23 protein-coding genes and 1 pseudogene are annotated in these 21,090 nt (G+C 71.3%); 14 read left to right on the top strand and 10 right to left on the bottom strand.

Annotation, left to right across the window (positions count from 1 at the left end; genetic code table 11):
- Nucleotides 1-24: 24 nt before the first annotated feature.
- The 3 genes from ACTMS0_RS22975 to ACTMS0_RS22965 all read right to left on the bottom strand — a co-directional run bounded on the left by ACTMS0_RS22975 (nt 25) and on the right by ACTMS0_RS22965 (nt 2,819).
- Nucleotides 25-1,179, bottom strand: a complete 1,155-nt coding sequence (locus ACTMS0_RS22975) for an ArsA family ATPase (protein WP_441157319.1) — start codon at nt 1,177-1,179, stop codon at nt 25-27.
- A gap of 68 nt (nt 1,180-1,247) precedes the next feature.
- Nucleotides 1,248-2,219 (bottom strand): ArsA-related P-loop ATPase, encoded by a 972-nt coding sequence (locus ACTMS0_RS22970; protein ID WP_441157318.1) that lies wholly within the window; start codon nt 2,217-2,219, stop codon nt 1,248-1,250.
- A gap of 18 nt (nt 2,220-2,237) precedes the next feature.
- Complete coding sequence (locus ACTMS0_RS22965; RefSeq protein WP_441157317.1) at nt 2,238-2,819, bottom strand: Rv0361 family membrane protein; 582 nt, start codon at nt 2,817-2,819, stop codon at nt 2,238-2,240.
- Between the two features lie 347 nt (nt 2,820-3,166).
- Between ACTMS0_RS22965 and ACTMS0_RS22960 the strand changes: the two genes are divergently transcribed.
- The 7 genes from ACTMS0_RS22960 (at nt 3,167) to ACTMS0_RS22930 (ending at nt 10,931) form a co-directional block, all read left to right on the top strand.
- Entirely contained in the window at nt 3,167-3,637 is a 471-nt protein-coding gene (locus tag ACTMS0_RS22960; protein WP_441157316.1) for a hypothetical protein, read from the top strand.
- Nucleotides 3,638-3,685: 48 nt separating this feature from the next.
- The gene (locus ACTMS0_RS22955) at nt 3,686-3,841 is read left to right on the top strand and encodes a DUF4177 domain-containing protein (protein ID WP_013736319.1); all 156 of its coding nucleotides are present in this window, start codon (nt 3,686-3,688) and stop codon (nt 3,839-3,841) included.
- Nucleotides 3,838-4,296 (top strand): RidA family protein, encoded by a 459-nt coding sequence (locus ACTMS0_RS22950; protein WP_441157315.1) that lies wholly within the window; start codon nt 3,838-3,840, stop codon nt 4,294-4,296. The genes ACTMS0_RS22955 and ACTMS0_RS22950 overlap by 4 nt, the downstream gene beginning before the upstream one ends.
- A 118-nt stretch (nt 4,297-4,414) precedes the next feature.
- Nucleotides 4,415-5,239 carry an MBL fold metallo-hydrolase gene (locus tag ACTMS0_RS22945; protein WP_441157314.1) on the top strand — a complete coding sequence of 275 codons (825 nt, stop codon included), beginning with the start codon at nt 4,415-4,417 and terminating at the stop codon, nt 5,237-5,239.
- The gene (locus ACTMS0_RS22940) at nt 5,236-8,808 is read left to right on the top strand and encodes an adenylate/guanylate cyclase domain-containing protein (RefSeq protein WP_441157313.1); all 3,573 of its coding nucleotides are present in this window, start codon (nt 5,236-5,238) and stop codon (nt 8,806-8,808) included. The genes ACTMS0_RS22945 and ACTMS0_RS22940 overlap by 4 nt, the downstream gene beginning before the upstream one ends.
- A gap of 134 nt (nt 8,809-8,942) precedes the next feature.
- Nucleotides 8,943-9,422 (top strand): hypothetical protein, encoded by a 480-nt coding sequence (locus tag ACTMS0_RS22935; protein WP_441157312.1) that lies wholly within the window; start codon nt 8,943-8,945, stop codon nt 9,420-9,422.
- A 60-nt stretch (nt 9,423-9,482) separates the two neighbouring features.
- Nucleotides 9,483-10,931, top strand: a complete 1,449-nt coding sequence (locus ACTMS0_RS22930; protein WP_441157383.1) for a serine/threonine-protein kinase — start codon at nt 9,483-9,485, stop codon at nt 10,929-10,931.
- On the opposite strand, the gene ACTMS0_RS22925 is transcribed toward ACTMS0_RS22930, so the two are convergent.
- On the bottom strand, nt 10,908-11,246 hold the full coding sequence (locus ACTMS0_RS22925) for a hypothetical protein (RefSeq protein WP_441157311.1): 339 nt from the start codon (nt 11,244-11,246) through the stop codon (nt 10,908-10,910). The genes ACTMS0_RS22930 and ACTMS0_RS22925 overlap by 24 nt on opposite strands.
- A 223-nt stretch (nt 11,247-11,469) precedes the next feature.
- On the opposite strand from ACTMS0_RS22925, the gene ACTMS0_RS22920 reads away from it, so the two are divergent.
- From ACTMS0_RS22920 to ACTMS0_RS22910, 3 genes are all read left to right on the top strand, one after another.
- Nucleotides 11,470-13,269 carry an alpha/beta hydrolase gene (locus ACTMS0_RS22920; RefSeq protein ID WP_441157310.1) on the top strand — a complete coding sequence of 600 codons (1,800 nt, stop codon included), beginning with the start codon at nt 11,470-11,472 and terminating at the stop codon, nt 13,267-13,269.
- Nucleotides 13,270-13,386: 117 nt separating this feature from the next.
- Entirely contained in the window at nt 13,387-14,310 is a 924-nt protein-coding gene (locus ACTMS0_RS22915; protein ID WP_441157309.1) for a transporter substrate-binding domain-containing protein, read from the top strand.
- Between the two features lie 98 nt (nt 14,311-14,408).
- Nucleotides 14,409-15,476 carry a hypothetical protein gene (locus ACTMS0_RS22910; protein WP_441157308.1) on the top strand — a complete coding sequence of 356 codons (1,068 nt, stop codon included), beginning with the start codon at nt 14,409-14,411 and terminating at the stop codon, nt 15,474-15,476.
- On the opposite strand, the pseudogene ACTMS0_RS22905 reads toward ACTMS0_RS22910, so the two are convergent.
- A pseudogene (locus tag ACTMS0_RS22905) lies at nt 15,436-15,684 on the bottom strand (hypothetical protein); the annotation flags it as partial. The gene ACTMS0_RS22910 and the pseudogene ACTMS0_RS22905 overlap by 41 nt on opposite strands.
- Complete coding sequence (locus tag ACTMS0_RS22900) at nt 15,681-15,899, bottom strand: hypothetical protein (RefSeq protein WP_441157307.1); 219 nt, start codon at nt 15,897-15,899, stop codon at nt 15,681-15,683. The pseudogene ACTMS0_RS22905 and the gene ACTMS0_RS22900, both read right to left, overlap by 4 nt.
- A 354-nt stretch (nt 15,900-16,253) precedes the next feature.
- Here ACTMS0_RS22900 and ACTMS0_RS22895 point away from each other — a divergent pair, with 354 nt between their 5' ends.
- The 3 genes from ACTMS0_RS22895 (at nt 16,254) to ACTMS0_RS22885 (ending at nt 18,007) form a co-directional block, all read left to right on the top strand.
- Nucleotides 16,254-17,129: a helix-turn-helix domain-containing protein gene (locus ACTMS0_RS22895; protein ID WP_441157306.1), complete on the top strand. Its 876-nt coding sequence runs from the start codon at nt 16,254-16,256 to the stop codon at nt 17,127-17,129.
- Between the two features lie 11 nt (nt 17,130-17,140).
- On the top strand, nt 17,141-17,335 hold the full coding sequence (locus ACTMS0_RS22890) for a DUF397 domain-containing protein (protein ID WP_441157305.1): 195 nt from the start codon (nt 17,141-17,143) through the stop codon (nt 17,333-17,335).
- Nucleotides 17,336-17,830: 495 nt separating this feature from the next.
- Nucleotides 17,831-18,007: a hypothetical protein gene (locus ACTMS0_RS22885; RefSeq protein WP_441157304.1), complete on the top strand. Its 177-nt coding sequence runs from the start codon at nt 17,831-17,833 to the stop codon at nt 18,005-18,007.
- On the opposite strand, the gene ACTMS0_RS22880 is transcribed toward ACTMS0_RS22885, so the two are convergent.
- The 4 genes from ACTMS0_RS22880 to ACTMS0_RS22865 form a co-directional block, all read right to left on the bottom strand.
- Entirely contained in the window at nt 17,999-18,199 is a 201-nt protein-coding gene (locus tag ACTMS0_RS22880) for a hypothetical protein (protein ID WP_441157303.1), read from the bottom strand. The two genes, ACTMS0_RS22885 and ACTMS0_RS22880, sit on opposite strands and share 9 nt — an antisense overlap.
- 248 nt (nt 18,200-18,447) lie before the next feature.
- Nucleotides 18,448-18,933, bottom strand: a complete 486-nt coding sequence (locus ACTMS0_RS22875; RefSeq protein ID WP_441157302.1) for a hypothetical protein — start codon at nt 18,931-18,933, stop codon at nt 18,448-18,450.
- Complete coding sequence (locus ACTMS0_RS22870) at nt 18,930-19,412, bottom strand: helix-turn-helix domain-containing protein (protein WP_441157301.1); 483 nt, start codon at nt 19,410-19,412, stop codon at nt 18,930-18,932. Before ACTMS0_RS22870 ends, ACTMS0_RS22875 begins: the two co-directional genes overlap by 4 nt.
- Nucleotides 19,409-19,750, bottom strand: a complete 342-nt coding sequence (locus ACTMS0_RS22865; RefSeq protein ID WP_441157300.1) for a hypothetical protein — start codon at nt 19,748-19,750, stop codon at nt 19,409-19,411. Before ACTMS0_RS22865 ends, ACTMS0_RS22870 begins: the two co-directional genes overlap by 4 nt.
- Nucleotides 19,751-20,158: 408 nt before the next feature.
- Here ACTMS0_RS22865 and ACTMS0_RS22860 point away from each other — a divergent pair, with 408 nt between their 5' ends.
- On the top strand, nt 20,159-21,076 hold the full coding sequence (locus ACTMS0_RS22860) for an Eco29kI family restriction endonuclease (RefSeq protein WP_441157299.1): 918 nt from the start codon (nt 20,159-20,161) through the stop codon (nt 21,074-21,076).
- Nucleotides 21,077-21,090 lie beyond the last annotated feature (14 nt).

Raw genomic sequence — 21,090 nt, 5'->3', positions numbered from 1 at the left:
GGCCCGGCCGGTCGACCGGCCCGGTCACTCGCGGCTGAGCGCCGCACCGATCGTCCGCAGCCCGTCGACGTCGTGCACGTCGGCGGGCTGCGCCGTCACCGACACCGCCGGGACGGTCGGGAACGCCTCGGTGAACCGCGCGGCCACCCGCTGCTCGCGTACCGCCTGCTGGGCCAGCACGGCATGGGCCCGCAGCACCTCGACGGTGCCCTCGTGGCCGCCCCGCTCGGCCAGCCGCTCGGCGGCGGCCAGGCTCTCGGCCGCACCGAGGTCCGGCACGGCCGGGCGGTGGACCCGGTTGAGCACCAGGCCGGCCAGCGGCATCTTCTCCTCCCGAAGCCGGCCCGCGAAGTAGGCGGCCTCCCGGACCGCGTCCGACTCCGGCGCCGCGACCAGCAGGAACGCCGTCTCGCGGGCCTGGAGGATGCGGTACGTCTGCTCCGCCCGCTGCCGGAAGCCGCCGAACATCGAGTCGAGCGCCGCGACGAAGCCGGAGAGATCGGTCAGCAACTGGGCGCCGAGCACCTTCTGCACGACCTTCGAGAACATCCCGAAGCCGGCGGTGACGAAGGAGAACATGCTCCGGCCGCCCGTGCGGGCCGGGGCGAGCAGCAGGCGCAGCATCCGCCCGTCCAGGAAGCGGGAGAGGCGGGCCGGCGCGTCGAGGAAGTCGAGTGCCGAGCGGGACGGCGGGGTGTCCACCACGATCAGGTCCCACTCGCCCCGGGCGTGCAACTGCCCGAGCTTCTCCATCGCCATGTACTCCTGCGTGCCGGCGAAGGTGGAACTCATGGCCGCGTAGAACGGGTTGGCGAAGATCTCCGCCGCCTTCGCCGGATCCGTGTGCTGGAGCACCACGTCGTCGAAGGTGCGTTTCATGTCGAGCATCATGGCGTGCAGCTCGCCGCCGCTGCCCTCCGCGTCGATGCCCTTGACCTGGCGCGGAGTGTTGTCCAGCTCGGTCAGCCCCAGCGACTGGGCCAGCCGGCGGGCCGGGTCGATGGTGAGCACGACCGTGCGCCGGCCGTGCTCCTCCGCGGCCCGCAGCGCGAGCGCGGCGGCGGTGGTCGTCTTACCCACCCCGCCCGCCCCGCAGCAGACGACGATCCGTACGCCCGGATCGGCGAGGATCCGGTCGACGTCCAGCGGCGGCGGCGCCACGTTGTCGGAAGGCACCAATCGAGCGTATCGGGCCCGGTCCCGCCGTGCGCCCGGGCCGCCGGGAGGTGTGAGTCAATCCGCCCGGATCATGGGCGTAGCACCTCGGCGAGGCGGTCCAGCCCGGCCCGGTCCACCCCGTCGGGCAGGAGCGGCAGCTCGACGAGGGGCAGCCCCAGGTCCACCAGATCGGTGCGCAGCGAGTCCTCCAGCTCCCGCCGGACCACCTGGTCGCGCGCCTCCGAGGCCAACCCGGTGACGATCCGCTCGTCGGCGGGCAGCCCGGCGGCGCGCAGCCCGCCGGCCAGCTCGTCCGGGGTGACCGCCCGTCCGACCGGCAGCGGCGGCCGGGTGCCGTTGACGATGACCCGCCCGACCGGGAAGCCGAGCGAGGTCAGGTCGGCGATCGCGTCGATCGTCTCCTGGACCGGCATCTCCTCGAGCAGCGTCACCACGTGCACGGCGGTGATCGGCGAGCGCAGCAGCGCCGCGACGCCCTCGCTCTGGGTCTTGATCGGACCGACCCGGGCCAGTCGCGCCGTCTCGGCGGTGACGTTCAGGAAGCGGCCGATCCGCCCGGTGGGCGGCGCGTCCAGCACCACCGCGTCGTACACCCGCCGCTGGCCGGACGTGCGGGTGGTGGCCTCCTTGACCTTGCCGGTGAGCAGCACGTCGCGCAGGCCGGGGGCGATTGTGGTGGCGAAGTCGATGGCGCCCAGCTTGCGCAGCGCCCGGCCGGCCCCGCCCAGCTTGTAGAACATGTCCAGGTACTCGAGCAGGGCCTCCTCCGCGTCCACCGCGAGGGCGCGCACCTCGCCGCCACCGGGCGCGTCGGCCAGGTGCCGCTCGGCGTACGGGAGCGGCTCGGTGTCGAAGAGCTGGGCGATGCCCTGGCGCCCCTCGACCTCGACCAGCAGCGTGCGTCGACCGCCGGTGGCGAGCGCCAGGGCCAGCGCCGCGGCCACGCTCGTCTTGCCGGTGCCGCCCTTGCCGGTCACCACGTGGAGTCGGGCCGGCCACTCCGTCACCGCCGGCTCATCCGGTCGCTTCGCTGCTCCCACCCGTCGAGCCTATCCAGGTCACGCGACCTCGCAGACCCACCAACCCGTCTTCTTGACCACGGTGAAGCGCAGGGGCAGGTCGGCGAGCTTCTCGTCGGCGGTGGTCATGGTGACCTTGGTGGTGACCGTGGCCCGGTCACCGGTCTGGTTGTCGACCCGGGGGGCACTCCACCGGAAGCGCGGGTTCTGGTAGCCGGCCGCGTACTTCTCCACCTCGGCGACCTTGGCCGCGATCTTCTCGTCGTCCCGCGCGGCGGAGCAGACCAGGGCCGCCGCCTTGCCGGCGTCGCGGTCCTTGTAGACGGCGGTGAGGAACTCCTCGACGGCTGCCTCCGGCTCCTTCGCGCCCTCACCGGCCTCCGCGGTGCGCAGCGTCAGGAACGCGGCGAAACCGCCGCCGGCGCACAGGACCATGACCACCGCCAGCGCGATCGACGCGACCAGCACGCCGCGCTTCCGGCGCGGCGCCTCGGGGCCCTGGTACGCGGGGTAGGCGGCCGGTGGCGGCGGGATCGCCGACGGGTCCTGACGCGGCACGGAGGGCGTGGCCGTGGCGGACTCGGCCGGGGCGGCCGGATCGCCGCTGGGTGGTTCGGTCATCGTTCCCCCGGGGGTGGGACTGACGTCGGCTCGACGAGGCGACGGAACGTCGGGCGTGGCGGTGGACGCCGCGTTCCGTCCGGAAGGGTAACCGTCGAGCCGGCCGTACGGCGCGTACCGGTCCCCGGGTCCGGGTCACCCCAGGCCGGCCGGTCCCGGCCCGCGATCCGCAGTCAGCCCGTCTACCTGCGATGTGTCGTATTTGTGACTTCTGGTGAATCGACACCGCGCGTCCTGTTGGCGGGACTCCAGCTCGGTCCTACGTTTTCCCGGTGCGGATCGAGGCCGGGGCGGGGGGCCGGGGCCGACAGGCGGACTCGACCAGGTACGACGGCCGGAGGCAGGGCATGCGCGACGTGGACAACACCCCTCGAATCCAGTTGCCGGCGGCGGCCCGGCGGCCCGGTGGGCCGGGCGGCGGCGAGGGTGGTGGGCTGCCGATCAACGAGCGGTCGTACCGCCGGATCACCGAGCCCGTCGACGTGGTCCGCGCCGCCGCCCAGTCCGGGGACCGGTCCCGGGACGAGGAGGGACCGGGGTACGTGGTGCACCTGCCGATCCGGGTCGCCGACCTGGCCGCCGCCACCGCCCTGGCGGGCACGATCGCGACCTCGCTGAGCTTCGTCGGCCAAGTCGACGCCGGGGAGACCACCGTCTCCACCGCCGACGACCAGAACAACCGGCACCGCGTGTTCTGCGACCTCCTGCTGCCCGACCGGTCCCGCTGCCCCCAGCCGTACGAGCACACCGGCCCGTGCGGCGACGTGCCGGTGGCTCCGGAGCAGCGTCCGGCACCCCGGCCCGCGAGCGGACCGTAGGCTGTGGCTTGAAAAGAGCCGCAGTCCACGAGAGGGAGCCCCCCAGCGATGCAGAAGTGGGAATACGCCACGGTCCCGCTGCTGGTCCACGCGACCAAGCAGATCCTCGACAACTGGGGCGAGGACGGCTGGGAACTGGTGTCCGTGGTTCCCGGCCCGAACCCGGAGCAGCTCGTCGCCTACCTGAAGCGGCCGAAGGCATGACCGGGCCCCACGCCAAGCTCGCCGAGCTCGGTCACGAGCTGCCCGAGGTCGTGCCCCCGGTGGCCAGCTACGTGCCGGCGGTGCAGTCCGGGCAGCACGTCTACGTCTCCGGCCAGCTGCCGATGGCCGAGGGCAAGCTGCTGGCCACCGGCAAGGTCGGCGCCGGGGTCTCCGCCGACCAGGCCAAGGATCTGGCCCGTCGGTGCGCGCTCAACGCGCTCGCCGCGGTCGACTCGCTGGTCGGCCTGGAGAACGTCGTCAAGGTCGTCAAGCTGACCGGCTTCGTCGCCAGCGCTCCCGGATTCACCGGCCAGCCCGCCGTCGTCAACGGCGCGTCCGACCTGTTCGGCGCGGTGTTCGGCGAGGCCGGCCGCCACGCCCGCAGCGCCGTCGGCGTTGCCGAGCTGCCGCTCGACGCCCCGGTCGAGATCGAGGTCATCGTCGAGGTCTCCTGACCGCCCGCGCCCCGCGATCCGCACGTCCCGTCCCCGCGAAAGCCGTGAACGGGCACGAAGCGGGGTCCGATAGTGCAAGATCGCGGGGCGCGGTGGCGGGGGTCGTACGATCGCAGCCATGGGCGGGCACTTCACGGCACCGGCGGCGGCTCTCGCGGACGAGCTGCCGGGGTGGGTCACGCTGCTGCGGGCCCCCAATCCGGGGCCGATGACGCTCGACGGCACCAACACCTGGGTGCTGCGGGCCGCCCCCGGCGAGCCGGCCGTCGTGGTCGACCCGGGGCCCGCCGACGAGGAGCACCTCGCGGCGATCGCCGCGCAGGGACCGGTCGGGCTGGTGCTGATCACCCACGGCCACCCGGACCACACCGAAGGCTCGGCGCGCCTGCACGACCTGCTCGACGGGGTGCCGGTCCGCGCCGCCGACCCCGCGCACACGATCGCCGCGGAGCCGGTCGGCGCCGGCGCGCCGCCCACCGTCCCCGGCATCGACCTGCGGCTCGTCCCGACGCCCGGGCACACCGGTGACTCCGTCTGCTTCCTGGTCGAGCGCGAGGGCGAGCGTCTCGTCCTCACCGGCGACACCATCCTCGGCCGCGGCACCACCGTCGTCGCCCACCCGGACGGGCACCTCGGGGACTACCTGAGCAGCCTGGAGCTGCTCTCCACGTACGCCGGGATCCCGGCCCTGCCCGGCCACGGCCCGGCGCTGGCCGACTGCGGTGCGGCGGCGGAGTTCTACCTGGCCCACCGGCGGGCCCGGCTCGACCAGGTCCGGGCCGCGCTCGACGCCGGCGCCACCACCGCCGCCGAGGTCGTCGCGATCGTCTACGCGGACGTGGACCGCTCGCTGTGGTGGGCGGCGGAATGGTCGGTCCGGGCGCAGCTCGAGTACCTGGGCCGGGAATCCGGCGACGCCGGCGCGGGGTTGGAGCAGACGTGACCTGCCCGGTGTGTGGAACCGTCGCCGTACCCGGCGCGCGGTTCTGCCACAACTGCGGCGCCGCGCTGCCGGCCGCCGCGACGCTCCCGGCCGCCGAACGCCGGGTGGTCACCGTGCTCTTCGGGGACCTGTCCGACTTCACCTCCTGGTCGGAGGACCTCGACCCGGAGCGGGTCGGCGCGGTCACCGACCGGGTGCTGGCGGCTCTCGCCGGTGCGGTCAAGACCTTCGGCGGGCACGTCGACAAGCTGACCGGCGACGGGATCATGGCGGTCTTCGGCGCGCCGGTCGCCCACGAGGACGACGCCGAGCGGGCCGTGCGGGCCGCGCTGTCCATGCAGCGGGCGGTCCGCCGGGTGCTCGACGACGAGCGCGGCGGCGGCGCGCCGCTGGGCCTGCGGGTCGGCCTGAACACCGGGGACGTGATCGCCGGCATCCAGGCCGCGATCGAGTACACGGTCATCGGCGACACGGTCAACACCGCCGCCCGGCTGGCCGACGCCGCCGCCGTCGGCGCGGTCTACGCGGGCGCCCGGACCGCCGCCGCCACCCGGCACGTCGCGTCCTGGCGGGCGCTGCGCCCGCTGCGGCTCAAGGGCAAGCGCGAGCCGGTCGAGGCGTACGAGCTGCTGGGCCTGCTGGACGCCCCGGGCACCCGGTCCGGCCTCGGCGACGAGGCGCCCTTCGTCGGCCGGGAGACCGAGATCGGCCGGGTGGCCGGCCGGCTCGCCGAGGTGATCGACCGCAGCGAGCCCCGGGTGCTGCTGATGACCGCCGAGGCGGGGATCGGCAAGTCCCGCTTCTCCGCCGAGGTGGAGCGCCTCGCCGCCGGCTACGACGTGGGCGCCGGCCGCTACGCGGCCCACGCCGGCGCACGCGTGCTCTCCGTCCGCTGCGCGGCGTTCGGCGAGCGGCGCCGGCTCGGGCCCCTCGCGGACCTGGTGCGCGCCGCGGTCGGCCTGCCCACCGACGCGGCCACCGCGCTCACCCGCCCCGCCGTCGAGGAGCGGCTGCGCCGGCTCGGCCAGCGGCTCGGCCGGGCCGGGGGCGAGCCCGCCCCGATCGCCACCGAGCAGCTGCTGGCCCTCCTCGGGTACGCGGAGCTGCCCAGCGGCGGCCCCACCGACCAGGGCGAGTGGAGTTCCGCCGCGCAGGCCGCCGACGCCGAGGCCGTCCCGAACGCGGTGGCCGATCTGCTCAGCGCCCTCGCCAAGGAGGCGCCCCTGGCGGTCATCGTCGACGACCTGCACGACGCGACCGCCGAGACCATCAAGGCGCTCGGGCTGACCCTCAACCGGCTCAGCGGGCCGGTGCTGGTGCTGCTGCTCGGCCGGCCCGAGCTGGTGCGTACCGCCGGTGCGCTGACCCGGGTGTCGGACGCCGAGGTGCACGCTCTGCCCCCGCTGCGCGGCGCGGACGCGGCCCGGCTGCTGACCAGTTACCTGGGTGGCGGCAAGCTGCCGCAGGCCGACGCCGACCGGCTGCTCGCCACCGCGCAGGGCAACCCGTTCTACCTCGCCGAGCTGGTCACCCTGCTGATGGAGCGCGGCGCGCTCACCGCGGCCACCGGCAACTCCTGGCGGCTGGCCCCGGGCTCGCTCGGCAGCCGGCTGCTCTCCCGGGACCTGGCCGCCGTGCTCGCCGCGCGTATCGACGCGCTGCCGCCGGACGCCCGGTCGGCGCTGCGGGACGCGGCGGTCGTCGGGGACACGGTGCCGGCCGGCACCCTGGAGGCGCTTCGCGAACAGCGCACCGGCCGGGACGGCCGACCGGCGGCAGTGGTCGCCGTCGAGCTGGAACGTGCCATCGAGGAGCTGCTGCAACGGCGGATGCTGCACCGCACCCGCACCGGGTACGCCTTCGCCACCCCGCTGATGCGGGAGGCCGCGTACGCCGGGGTGAGCAAGGCCGAACTGGCGGAGCGGCACGCCGCGCTCGCCCGCTGGGCCGCGGCCGACCCGCCGGCCGGTGCCCCCGCGCCCGGCGGGTTCTCCGAGGCGGCCCGGGACGACTTCGTGGCGGGGCACGTCGAGCGGGCCACCGCGCTCGCCGACGCGGTCGGCCTGCGCCCGGACGCGCCGGCCCGGACGGTGGTCCCGCTGGGGATCGCCGCGCTGGGCCGCGCCGCCCGCCGGTCGCTGCAGCTCGGGGAGCCGGCGATGGCCGTGGAGTACGCCGACCGCGCCAGCGAACTGGCCCGCGGCGCCGTGCCGGCGGCCGACCGGGTGGTCCACGCGCGGGCGCTGCTCCAGATCGGCCGGCCGGCCGACGCGCTCGCCTCCGCCGAGAAGATCGCCGCCAACGCCGGCGACGAGGCGGCGACCCGGGCCAGCGCCCTGCTCCTCGCCGGCCAGGCGCACCAGACGATGGGCGACCCGGGTCGGGCGGTGGCCTGCTGGCAGGAGGCGTTGCAGGTGGCGACCGCGCACGGGCTGCCGACGCTGCGCGCCTCGGCGATGCGCCGCCTCGGCATGGCGGACTTCATCGCCGGGCGGCTCGGCCAGGCGAGCAGCCGGCTCGCCGCGTCGTACCAGGTCAGCCTGTCGGTGCAGGACCGCCGGGGGCAGGCCTGGTCGTTGCAGAACCTGGCGTGGGTGACCACCACCCGGGGCGACTTCGCCGGCACCGACGCCGTGCTCGGGCGGGCCGCCCGGCTCTTCGCCGAGCTGAAGGACCCGTACGGGCGGGCGTGGCTGCGCGGCACCACCGCGTTCGCCCGGCTGCTCGCCGGCCGGCTGCGGGAGGCCTGCCGGATGGCGCAGGTCTTCCTGCCCTTCGGCGAGCGGGTCGGCGAGGAGTGGGCGGTGGGCACGCTGCGCGGGGTGGAGGCGTTCGCCACCGCCGAGCTGGGCGAGCTGGCCGAGGCGGACCGGTTGGCCCGGCGGGCGTACCGGGACTTCGCCGCCGTCTCCGACGAGTGGGGGCGCGGCTTCGCGCTGGTGGTGCGGGGGGTCGTCGCGCGGGGCCTCGGCGAGCCGGAGCACGCCGCCGACCTGCTCACCGACGCGCTGGCGTTCGCCGGGCGCACCTCGCACCCGCTGCTCACCGGCATGGCCGGCACGCTGCGCGGGTTCGTGGCACTGGACATGGGCGACTGCGACCTCGCCGAGCGGGACGCCCGCGCGGTGCTGACCGCCGTCGAGCCGCACAACCCGCAGGCACCCGCCCAGGTGGCGCCCCGGGTGCTGCTGGCCACCGCGCGGCTGGCCGCCGGCGATTCGGCCACCGCCGTCGGGCTGCTCGCCCCGGTCGCCACCGCCGCGCTCAACGCGCCGTCGCTGCTCTTCTCCCGCCGCCAGACGATGGCCCGGTACGCGTCCGCCCTGCTCGCGCACGGCCAGCGGGAGCAGGCGCTGGACTGGGCGCGGCGGGCCGTCACCGCCCCGGCGGAGGACGTGCGCAGCCAGGTGATCGCGGCCAGCGTTCTGGCGGAGGCGCTCGCCGCCTGCGGCCGTCCCGTCGAGGCGTTGGCCAGCGCGGAGGAGGCGGTACGCCTGGCGTACGCCACCGAGCAGCGCAGCGAACGCCGCAACGCCGAAGCCCTGCGCGCCCGCCTCGCGGCGAGCTGAGCGCCGCCGCCCGCTGGCGCGGGAGTCACAGTGTGGGGAAGGTTTGGCGGTTTCGGTGATGTGGGTGTCGGGGGTGGTCGTTAGCGTGTGGGGGCCGGACGCGGGGTGCGACCGCGCCGGCCGGGGAGGGTCCGATGAAGCTGCCGCGTTCCGCCGCCGGCTGGACGATCGCCGTCTTCGGCGTGCTCGCGCTGGTCATGGGCGCGCTCGGGCTGGTCTGGCCGGAGTCGCTGCTGCGGCTGCTCGGCTTCGAGGTGCCCGCGTCCCGCGCGGCCGGTGACTACACCGGCACCTTCCTGACGGCGTCCTCGATGGCCTCCTTCAACATGGGGGTCTACTACCTGCTCGCCACCGCGACCGAGTGGCGGGCCTTCTACCGCTTCACGGTCTGGTTCCGGCTGGTCACCTTCACCGTGTTCACCATCACGGTGCTGGCCGACGTCGCGCCGGGCCGGTTCTTCGGCGTGGCCGCCTGGGAGGGGCTGGGGGCCCTGGCGACGGCGGTCGGCCTCTGGTGGGACGCCCGCCGGGCCGGCGCCGCATCGACGGATGCCACCGCCGCTGAGCCCGCGGATCGGGTCGGGCCGCCGCCCGCGGCCGACGCGGTTCACTGAGCAGCCGGCCCCATTCGGTATTTTCGAGCTGTGACCGACACCCCGCCCGGCGCCCTGCCGATGCCCATCGTGCCCGGTCTGACTGACTTGCGGGTGTTCGCCCGGGGCGGCTACGCGACGATCTACAAGGCTACGCAGATCTCGGTCGGCCGCGAGGTGGCCCTCAAGGTGGAGAACCGCACGCTGGACAGCGAGCGGGACCAGGCGCGGTTCCTCCGGGAGGCGCGCGCGGCCGGGCGGATGTCCTCGCACCCGCACGTGGTCGACCTCTTCGACGTCGGGGTGACGATCGACCAGCACCCGTACCTGATCATGGAGCTGTGCGACGGGTCGTACGCGGAACGCATGCGGACCTCCCCGCTCGGCCCGCTGGAGGCCCGCGACCTCGGGGTGAAGATCGCCGACGCGATCGCCCACTCGCACGCGGCCGGGGTGCTGCACCGCGACGTCAAGCCGGCCAACATCCTCTACTCGCACTTCAACAGCGCGGTGCTGGCCGACTTCGGGCTCGCCGTCGTCGCCGAGATGCGGGACGCCTCGGTCGCCCTGGAGGTGCTGACCCCGGCGTACGCGCCGCCGGAGATGTTCAACCACAGCCCGCCCTCGCCGGCCGTCGACGTGTACGCGCTCTGCGCCACCCTCTACGCGGTGATGCACGGGCGGCCACCCCGCTGGCGCTCCGAGCGCAATCCGAGCCTGGTCACCGTGCTGGAGATGTTCCACCAGCCGATCCCGGGCCTGCCCGGTGTGCCGGAGGAACTGGTCGACATCCTCCGCGCCGGCATGTCCAACGATCCGGGGGCGCGGCCGTCCGCGGCCGAGCTGAAGACCCTGCTGGCCAGCCTCCCGCTCGGCTATGCGGCACCCGACCACGGCGGTCCGGTCCACGGCGGCGGCGGCACGCCGTCCGGGCCGTACGTCGTCGGCTGGTCCGCCCGACCCGCGCCCCGCCCGCCGGTGGAGGACCCGCACCCCACCGTGCCGGCGTCCGGCCGCCGTCGGCGCCGCTGGTTCCTCGGCGGTGCCGGGGTGGTCGCGCTCGCCGCCGCGGCCGGTGCCGGTGCCTGGCTTGCCGCCGGGGCGGCCGCGCCGCTCCCGTCGCCGACCGTCGACGTCGCGTCCGTGCTGCGGCCGGCCTGTTCGCAGGTGTCGGAGCTGCCCGACGGCGCCCGGTGCGGCAACGAGCTGGAGTGCTTCGGGCCGATGGAGGTGCGCGGTGCACGGGCCCGGGCGGCCCGCGTGCCGTGCGCGGGCGAGCACACGTGGGAGAGCTACGTCGAGGGCGAGCTGCCCGACACGTTGCTCGGCGCCGGCTACGACAAGGTCAGCACCGACCCCGCCGTGCGTCGCGTCTGCAACCCGACGACCTTCCGGTTGACCAGCGGCATCGCGTACACCGACGGGTGGAACCTGGAGGTGCTCCCGCCGGACGCCGCCGACCGCACCTACCGCTGCCTGGCCGGGCGCGGCCTGGACAAGCTGGCGTCACCGACCTTCACCGTCAGCTGACAGCGGCCGGCCCCGGTACCGCTCCCGCATCGCGCGCACCGCCTCCCGGCTGCCGAGGGTCTCCAGCGTGTCGGCGTCGACAGCGTGCAGTGCGTCGGCCGGCGAGGGCGATGCCGGAATGGCGGGTGGCTCACGGCGGTCCCGCGCGGCCGCCCCGGCGACTCCCGAGATCGCCGCCAGCAGGACGCAGAGCAGCGCCAGGACGACCGCGAGGAGGTCCTGGCGGCGCAGCACGAGCAGCGTCACCAGGAGCGCGACCGCCGCCACGCCGGCGACGAGCGCCACCATCCGTGCGTCGAGCCTGCGTACCGTCACCCGTCCAGGATGTCCACGAACGGCCGGCTGTCAACTCGACGGCCGGGGATCGCGGCCGTGGAGACCAAAACAGCGTCTCGCATGAACTTTTCGTTACATCGCCGCGCGGTTTGTCAGGAATGTGGCTCTTGTGGAGGCGACATTCATTGCCTGCGATCTCTAGAGTGGCGGGGGTCGAGCGATGCCTCGACACGTTTCCTGTCGTCCAAGGGAAGGCGTCCACATGCCACGACGAACCCGGTCCCTCGCCGCCGCCGGCATCGCCGGCATCCTCCTCAGCGGACTGGCGGTCGCACCCGCGACCGCCGCACCCGCACAGGCCGGTTGGGGTCGGCCCGTCACGTCCGACCGCACGAGCCCCGCCGAGGCGCGTCGGGTCGACCGCGTCCCCACGCCCAAGCTGGACTGGTACGCGTGCTACGACTACGCCGAGTGCGCCACGGTCGAGCTGCCGCTGGACTACGACCACCCGAAGGGCGCGACGACCGAGATCGCCCTGCTGCGGGTCAAGGCCCGCGACCAGAAGAACCGGATCGGCAGCCTCTTCGTCAACCCGGGCGGTCCGGGCGGCTCCGGCACCGACATCGCGCTCGCGGCCCCGTACTTCCTCGGTGACGAGGTGCTCGACCGCTTCGACGTGGTCGGTGTGGACCCGCGCGGCGTCGGCGCCAGCGAGCAGGTCCGGTGCTTCCCGTCGGTGAAGGAGCAGACCAAGGCGTACGCGGGGCTGAACGTGGCGTTCCCCTGGACGAAGGCCGAGGAGAAGGCGTACGTCAAGTCCTCTAAGGCCGTCGGGAAGGGCTGCTCCACCACCGGGAAGCCGCTCAGCGGCGCCATGTCCACCGCCGAGGTCGCCCGTGACATGGACGTGCTGCGCCGGGCGGTCGGCGACCGGAAGCTGACGTTCCTCGGGTTCAGCTACGGCAGCGTCCTCGGGCAGTACTACGCGAACATGTTCCCGGACCGGGTCCGCGCCCTGGTGATCGACGGCGTGCTCGACCCGAACGCGTGGGTGGGGCAGGGCAAGGCGCGCGACGTCACCCAGGAGGACCGGATGCGCAGCGCCCAGGGCGCGTACAAGGCGCTGCGCGAGATCCTGGACCGGTGCGAGAGGGCCGGTGAGGAGCTGTGCTCCCTGGCCGCCGGTGACCCGGTCGCCTCGTACGACCTGGTGGCCAAGCGCCTGCGCGCCAAGCCGCTCGTCATCGACGACCCCGACCTGGGCCAGTTCACGGTCACCTACGCGGACTTCGTCGGGTCCACTCTGGGCGGTCTCTACGGCCCGTTCGGGTACGAGCAGGTCGTCGGCCTCACCGCCGAACTGCTGGTGCTGACCGACCCGGCATCCTCCCCGGCCGCGAAGACCGAGGCGAAGGCCGGCGTGGTCCGGCTCGCCGCTCAGGCGCGGCAGCAGCGGAAGTTCGACTTCCCGTACAACAACGGGCTGGAGACCTTCCTCGGCGTGGACTGCACCGACGGCAACCACCCGAAGAACGCCGGCTCGTGGCCGGCGCGGGCGGCGAAGGCCGACAAGCGGGACCCGTACTTCGGCCGGCTGTGGACGTGGGGCACCTCGCCCTGCGCCCGCGACACCTGGACCGTGCGGGACGAGGACCGGTTCACCGGGCCGTTCAACCGGAAGACCAGCAAGCCGGTGCTCGTGGTCGGCAACTACTGGGACCCGGCCACCAACTACCAGGGCGCGGTCGCCTCGGCGAAGCTCCTGCCGAACAGCCGCCTGCTCAGCAGCGACAGCTGGGGCCACACCGCGTACGGGACGTCGGCCTGCGTGACCGACGCCGTCGACGCGTACCTGATCCGGGGCACGCTGCCCGCGAAGGGCACCGTGTGCGTGGGTGACATCCAGCCGTTCGTGCCGCTGCCGGACGAGCCTGCGGCGACCGAGCGGGCGAAGCCGTCGAACGCCCGCGCCGCGCAGGACGCACCGCGTCGCGGTGACCGCAAGCAGCTTCCGCCGGTGGTGGCGCCGCTGCCCGCGGTCGGCACGCTGACCGTCCGCTGACGGACCCCGGGGTACGGCGGGCGATCGGGCGCCCGCCGTACCCCGGCTCTTCCTCACGTTCGACGGCGACCGCTACCGTCGGTTTCCCACAGGCTCCGCCGCGTAGCGAGGTTGACTATGTCTCGGTTTCGTTCGGTCGCCACCACCGTCGCCGTGGCCACGACGCTGCTCCTGGCCGCAGCCGCCGGCTGCGACAGCCAGCGGGAGCCGGACCTGCCCTCGGTGCAGGAGAAGCTCCGCGAGTCCCACATCTGGGGCCAGCCCGTCCTGCGGATCGGGGTGGCGGACGACGAGCCGTTGATGGGCGAGGTACGCAACGGCGCTCACGTCGGCTTCGACGTCGAGATCGCCCGCTACATCGCCGCCTCCCTCGGGTACGAGGGGGAGCAGCGGGTCGAGTTCGTGAACGTGTCCACCGAGGACCGGATCCCCGCACTCCAGGGCGGCGTGGTCGATTTCGTGGTCTCCAGCTTCTCCATCACCGACGAGCGCAAGAAGCTGGTCAGCTTCGCCGGGCCGTACTTCGTCACCACGCAGGAGGTGCTGGTCCCCACCCGCCACAAGGACGCCATCCGCACCATCGAGGACCTGCGGAACCCGAAGTACGAAATCTGCACGAGCGGCGGTTCCACCACCGAGGCGGAGCTGGAGAAACACCAGGTCCCCACGGTCGTGGTGAAGGACGTCTGGGACTGCGTCGAGGGCATCCGCGCCGGCCGGTACGACGCCGTCAGCTCCGACGAGACGATCCTCGCCGGCTTCCTGGCCAGCCACCCGACCGAGTTCGAGATCGTCGACATGCCGTTCGGCACCAGCGAACTGCTCGGCGTCGGCGTACCGATCGGCGACCCGGCGCTGCGGGACCTGGTCGCGTACTTCCTCGACAAGAGCTACCAGCAGGGGCGCAACGGGCAGACCAGCCCGTGGCAGACCGCGTACAACCGGACGCTCGGGCCGTGGCTGCGCGCGGAGAAGCGGCAGCCGCAGCCGCTCGACGTACCGAAGCTGGTCGACTTCGACGACAAGGCGCCACAGCGGTGAGTACGGCGGCGACCACTGCCACGGGTGATCCGGACGCCGGTGGGCCCACGCCGCCCGTCCCGCGCTCACCCGCACCACCGTCTGCCTCGCCGTCACCAGTGACGCCACCTGTGCCGCCGTCGCCGTCGCAGGAGTCGCCGCTCGGTTCTCCGTCGGCGCGGGTCGAGCCGGCTCCCGTCGCGACCCGGACGGCGACCGTCGGTGGCTGGGACCAGGTCGAGCGCCGGGCGCGGGCCAGCCAGTCGTTCTGGACGGCCGTGGTCGGCGTGCCGGCGATCTTCTCGGTGCTCCGGCTCGGCGTCGAGGCCGGTGGCGAGTTGCAGACGACGCTGCTGCTGGTGGCCAACGTCGGGCCGATCAACCTACTGGCCGGCTTCCTCACCACGGCGGCCCGCCTGCTCGCCACCACGCTCGTCGCGGTCTTCGCGCTGGGCGCGGTGCTCGCCGCCAGCGTGGATGGTGCGGCGCGCCGGCCCCTCTTTGCCCGCTGGATGGAGGTCACGCCGGCCTGGTTCGTGGCGGCGAGCTTCCTGATGGCCCTGGTCACCTGGCCGCTGCTGTACCTGCCGCTGCTCGTGCCCGCGGCCTTCGCGGCGTTCCAGGTGCGGCCGGAACGGCTGCACGAGCAACCCGTGGCCCGGGTCCTCGTCATCGCAGCGGTGTTCGGCGGTTACCTTTTCCTGCTCGTGCCGACGCTGCGCGACGCCTGGCGGCAGGAAGAGTGGTTGGCGATCGTGCTGCTGGTGGTGCCGCCGCTGTTGGCGATCTTCATCGCCGGGCCGTTGCCCGGGGTGGTGATCCGGCCCCTCGCGTCGCTCACCCAGGTCGCTGTGCTGGCCATGCTGGTCTGGGTGGCGCTGCCGGTGATCAGCACACCGGTGCTGCCGCTCACCGTCACCACCGTCGGGGACTCCGCCGGGGCTTCGGAAGACATCCGAGGGCACGTGGTGACCACCGACGACGTCAACATGGTGATCCTCCAGGAGCGCGGCGGGGTTCGGTACGTGCCGGTGGGCCAGGTACGCGGGCAGGTGCTCTGCCCTTCGGAGGAGGAGCTGCCCCGGCACCGGCTGCGAATCCACGACTTCCACGTCGAGGACTCGCTGCTGGAGGGGCTGGGCCGGCGGGTCCGCCCGGTGCACCGGGTGGACGCTGCCTGCCGCTGAATCTTTGGAGTCCTGCATTCTGCACGTAGATCGTGCGGCGGGCGACGGCGTCGCCCTTGGCGTTGAGCTGGTAGCCGTCCAGCCAGACCCAGCCGTCGTACGTGATCCAGTCGAGGACTCTGATTAGGCGGAACCAGATCGGGTTCAGGAACTGGACGCTGGCCGCTCGGCCGATGTGGAGCAGGGTGCCGGCGCGCAGGTCGGTCATGGCAGCCAGCCGAGGAAACGGCGGTGGAGCAGGCCGGCCGGCGCCCAGGCCATGTCTTGGGTGGCTGCCACCAGGCACGAACCCAGGTAGAGGGCGAGGGAGACGGGGGCGTCCTCGTACTCGGCCTTGAGCTCATTGCAGCGGGTGCGGCAGGGCCAGGGGGCACCGCAGCCGCCGCACGTCCAGATCGGCAAAACCGGGCTGTGCGTGGTCATCGGCCCTCACCCGGCCAGTGCCCTCGTTTGATTGGCACGCGGTGTCTTGCCTGGAAGGGCCGGTTGCTTCCGCCTCGGCAAAACCGCTGCCACTTCTGCCACGACCACACCGGACGGTGTCGGCGGGCCATCGTCAGGGCAACCGCGAACACGTACTGGTCGTAGGTGACGTGCCTGTTCATCCCGCCCTCCTCGTGTGGGGGCATGGCGGCCGGGCCACGCACGGTCATCCGACCACCACACCCAGCAATGACCGTCTCACGCATCACAGCAATCCGCAATATGCGGATCGCCTGAGTGCGGTCTGCGTGTCTGCGAAAGGAAGTCGGGTCTTCCGCATGGCAAGATGACGACGTGCCTCAACGTCAGAGCCCGACCGTCCGGCGTCGACGATTGGCGCTCACGCTTCGGCAGCTTCGCGAGCGAGCCGGCATCACCTCGGCCGACGCGGCCCGACGCGTTGACCATGACGCAAGCTGGCTGAGCCGGATCGAGACCGCAGAGGTCCGTCCACACCCGAACGACGTACGGGCGCTCCTGACCTTGTACGGCGTCGAAGGTGACCAGGCTGAGGCCGTCATCGCGGTCGCTCGGCAGGCGAAGCAGCGCGGATGGTGGCAGCGATACAGCGACGTCCTGCCCGATTGGTTTGCCGCGTACGTGGGGATGGAGTCCGAGGCGTCCGTCATCCGCACGTACGAGTGCCAGATGGTGCCCGGCCTGTTGCAGACCGAGGAGTACGCCCGAGCCGCGTTCCAGGGTGCGCCGGTCCCGATGCGAGACGACGAGGTGGAACGGCAGGTGGCGCTACGGATGGAGCGGCAGGCCATCCTGATTGGTGACGACCCGCCAATGCTGCGTGTGGTCATCGATGAGGGAGCGGCCCGCCGAATGGTCGGCGGTCCCGAGGTGCTGCATCGGCAGCTCAATCACTTGATCGACCAGTCGAGCCGGAGCAATGTCCAGATTCAGTTGCTGCCCTACTCCGCCGGCGTCGGCTTCGACGGCAGCTTCGTGATCCTCGACTTCCCGCCCATGCCGGACCCGTATCCGGAGGCCGCCGAGGAGCGGATGGTGTACGTCGACACGTTGACGGGCGCGCTGTACCTGGACCGACCCTCCGAGATCGCGGCGTATGCCGCGGCGCACGAGCAACTTCAAGCCCTCGCACTGGCACCCAAGCCAACGCGAGATACGCTGCGTGCGATCGCTGCCGACTTGATCACGTAGGAGGGCACGGCATGGACCTGCCTCGCTCTGCCTGGCGCAAGAGCACCAGGTCCGGCTCAAGCGGCAACTGCGTCGAGGTCGCCACGCCATCCCGGGTCGTCCTGGTCCGTGACAGCAAGGACCGGCAGGGATCGTTGCTGTCCTTCACCCCAGGTGAGTGGAACGGCTTCATCGGGGCGCTCAAGGCGGGGAAGTTCGACGCCTGAGCAACGGTGAACCGATTCGGCTACCTCCTCACCGCAAGTCCCGCCTGACCCCTCCAACAGGGCCAGATGCCGCTGTTCGGTCACGCTCATCTCCACCAGCACTCGGCGGAGTGCCACGTATCAAGTGAAGCAACGTGTAACGCATCAACCGGAGTCGGACAGCCGGCTGCCGCTGTCGAGTCCCACCTGATGCTTAACGTTTCCGTCTCACCTGATGCTGGACAGGTGGCCTAGGAGACATTTGGGGGCATCGTATCGTTGATGATCGCTTGGGGCGGTCTGGGATCCTGGCCGCATGGAGGGCATGGATCCGGGCGGGCCGCTGAGTGACGCGGAGATCCGGGAGTTGACGCGGTTGCTGGCACGGTTCGCGTCGCACGATCTGGACCAGTGGGAGAACTGCGTATCGACACCTCGCATGGTCCGGTTTTCATGGCGGTGAGCCGCGAGTTGCTGCCGGGCTGGCCGGAGGATGTATTCACCACGATCTGGCCGATGCCTGCGCAGCTGGCCGAGGACCGCCCCAGGGGTTGGACGGTGTGGCGGCAGGACGACAACGGCAACCGGTACGAGGTCTCCCGACACGACACCCGGGCGGAGGCGGACTCAACGGCCGCCATGATGGAGGCCCGAGGCCACAAGCAGACCTACTGGGTCGCCCGGTCAGCCTGAGCCCCCCACGGCGGACAGTTCGATCTTGCGGGGTCGGTGGGCCTTGATCCGGGTGACGGGCTGGTCGTTGGTGCGCCGGATGGTGCGCGTCCCGTCATCGCAGTGGATGGCCAGGTCGGTGTCGGTGACGTCGATGGTGACGGTCTTGCCGGCGTGCACGCGGCCGAGGGCGATCTTCTGGCCGACGACCATGACGACTCCGCTGTTGGAGGCGCGCCGCTGCACCCGCACGGGTCCGGTGGCGGGTTGGGGTGGTGGACCGGCCGGGCGGGCGCCGCGTAGCCGGATCACCTCGTCCGGGGCGAGCGGGTTGGGGCGGGTACGGGGCCTGCCCGGGGTGTACGCGCCGCAGCCCCACCACGGCCTCGTCGCGCTTGGCGCGATTAGTCGTTGGGGAGGCAGCTGGCACTGGGCGCCGACGTGCGGCGACTGCCTGTGCGCTAGAGCGTCTTCGAAGAGAATGTCAATCCTGAGCCTGGATGTAAGGTGCCCAGAGTGACGCGAGGAAAGCCAAGGCGAGTAGACATCGAACTCATAGCTTCACGGATGTACGGAAACGCCGCAGGAAGTGCCACCTCTTGCGCGAACGCTTTTATTGCCGGCTTTTCTAGGTTTGACAACTGCTCGCGATGGGCTTTATTTACGCCGTATTCGCATACAATCTCACACCCAAGTCGGGCGAGCAGATGATCTTCTTCGGTGCTGTCATCCTGTTCGTCGGGGTCGGTGTCATAGAGAAGGCACTTCGCCGTGAACTTGCATAACAATCCACCGTCCTTTTTTGCCCAGGAGGTGCCAATTTCTAGGGTCAAGGACTCGACGCTTGCCAGTCTCAGGAGGGAAGCAGAGAAAGACTGAACGAGTACGTCCGTCAGCTCCGCAGCGGCGAGTGGCCCTCGATCTGCTTGAATCGGCGGCTCAGTCAACATTCACCTTCAAGTAGGAGAAGGATCTCTCTAGTGGTGCGCGAGGTTGTCTTGCTGGCCACCGTCTTTTCGGCTCGGCTTTCCCGACCGATTTCGTGCCACTGCACGTCCTCTAGACTGCGCCGAGCTGCCGAACCTTGAGGCACTTCGCGCACAAACTTATTTTTAATCCAAGCTTGGCGCATTTCTCTAACTGCGTCTTCTCGCGGTTTGCCGACCGGAACCAGGCGAAGTTCTAGCTCGCAATTCATTGCATGTAGATAATCTGCAAGAGTCGAGATCCTTACGTTGCCGTCGCCCCGAAGGACTTGGCTAACGGCGGATTTGCGGACGCCCAATTTGCCGGCAAGTTCCGATTGACTCATGCCCGACTTCTCGAGAGCGGAGTGCAGCACACGAAGGACCTCGTACCGGAGGCGTGCACCCGAAAGTGCTCGCGCTCCTTCTGGCTTCTTGGATAGCCGGCCGTACAGACTCATAGCTGCTGATCATCTCCCCTCACACGCATGGCTAGGCGGATATATCTAGGCGGACACTCCATCGCAAGCTTGACGTATCCATTGGTGAGTCGAACAGTTTTCAGATTGCGATGCGTGGTGTAGTAAAAAAGGAGTCGAACTTTGACGGCCTTAATCTGGTGGATATCGTTGCGCAGATGCTTGAGTTGGAGAGGTACGCTCAGAGAGCCTGTGCGGGCAAAATTCTCGAATCGCATTGCGATATCAGCGAGCTTCCCGAAATCGCCCTTGCGGTCGAGCTCTTCCATGAAGGCGTCTGCAGGAGCCGCCCCCGATGCCATCTGCGCCGCCTCGATCATGAGCTGTCCTCCGCGCTCGTACAGGATGCGTCCGCAATCCTCGCAAGTCGAGCGGTTGAGTACAGTCAAGACTGTACCTCCCTGTCGAGCGTAATACCAGACCCGCCTCATGTCAGGTGAATCCCGACACGCAGAGGGTAGCGGCGTGTCGGACGGCAAGTGAAAACCCTGTTGATCTCGCTATCGCCCACGAGCAGGCCAGGGCCGGGGTTGGGACGAAGCATTCGGGCTGCTCGATCATGTATTTTGGGGAGATTTTGGGGCAAGACATGAGGCTGCGGATCACCCGAGATGTCGGCAACCCGACAGTTGGGGCGGCGGCTAGGTTCTCATATCTCCACTATCGGAGCCGCAAGAGCGGCATGGTCGGGGAAGCGCGCGTTGATCACCTGCCGCTATCCTCCCGTCATGACGCGTAGGCGCCCGACGAGGCGTGATCAGGCTCGACAGGTCGAGGTGTTCGACCCCCTGGCGCTCGGCAACCTCCAGGAGGTATTGCGCGAGCGACTGGAGCGGGCCGAGCTTGACGACTTCCCTCCCCGTGACTTCCTGGGGGCTGGGGTTTACGCCCTCTACTACGTCGGAGATTTCGATCTCTACGCGCCTCTCAAGAACACCGAGCGCAAGGTCCCGATCTATGTCGGGAAGGCTGAGGCCGGCAACTCCAGCTATGGGGAGCCCGCGAGTCCGGACGGCTTCCAGCTCGTCAATCGAATCAAGAAGCATGCGGACTCCGTCGCCGAGGCAAGCCAAACGCTGAACGTCACCGATTTCAAGGTCCGCTACCTGCCGCTCGACGACGCGTGGATTGTGCTTGCCGAACGGGCCCTCCTCCGCGAGTACCGGCCGGTTCTCTGGAACACCGTGATGCCCGGGTTTGGCGCGAACGCCCCAGGCTCTGATCGCCAGAACGCCCGGTCTATCTGGGACACAGTCCACCCAGGCCGGCCGCGTGCGGGGCGCCTTTGCAACCGCCGGTTCACGCTGGACGAGATGCGCGAGAGAGTCCGCCTGGCAGTCGCTGCGTCGATTCTCGAAGAGGGAGACGAGCGAACTGCGGCTATCGAAGCACTGGAGGCATACCAACAACGACCGCTCTGGCGTCCAAAGAAGAAGCACGAGCGCGGACCCAGGGTGGTGGTCCAGGACCAGCCTCGGTTCCTCTCTGAGATGGCGCGGCTCGGTCTTGAGATCCCTGAGCACCGGGTGGTGGACAACGAGCTCGATCCGACGGGTGATCCGGAGGCCACTGCCGAGCGGAACACCCTGGTTGCCGAACAGTTGAGCATGGAGTTGGAGTTGGAGACCGAAGGCCAGCTCATGTGATGGTGAACGAGACG

It is taken from the genome of Micromonospora sp. H33 (assembly GCF_052068455.1).
GTDB lineage: Bacteria > Actinomycetota > Actinomycetes > Mycobacteriales > Micromonosporaceae > Micromonospora.
Note: the sequence above shows the minus strand (reverse complement) of the source record. Positions and strands in the feature narration are given on the sequence as shown.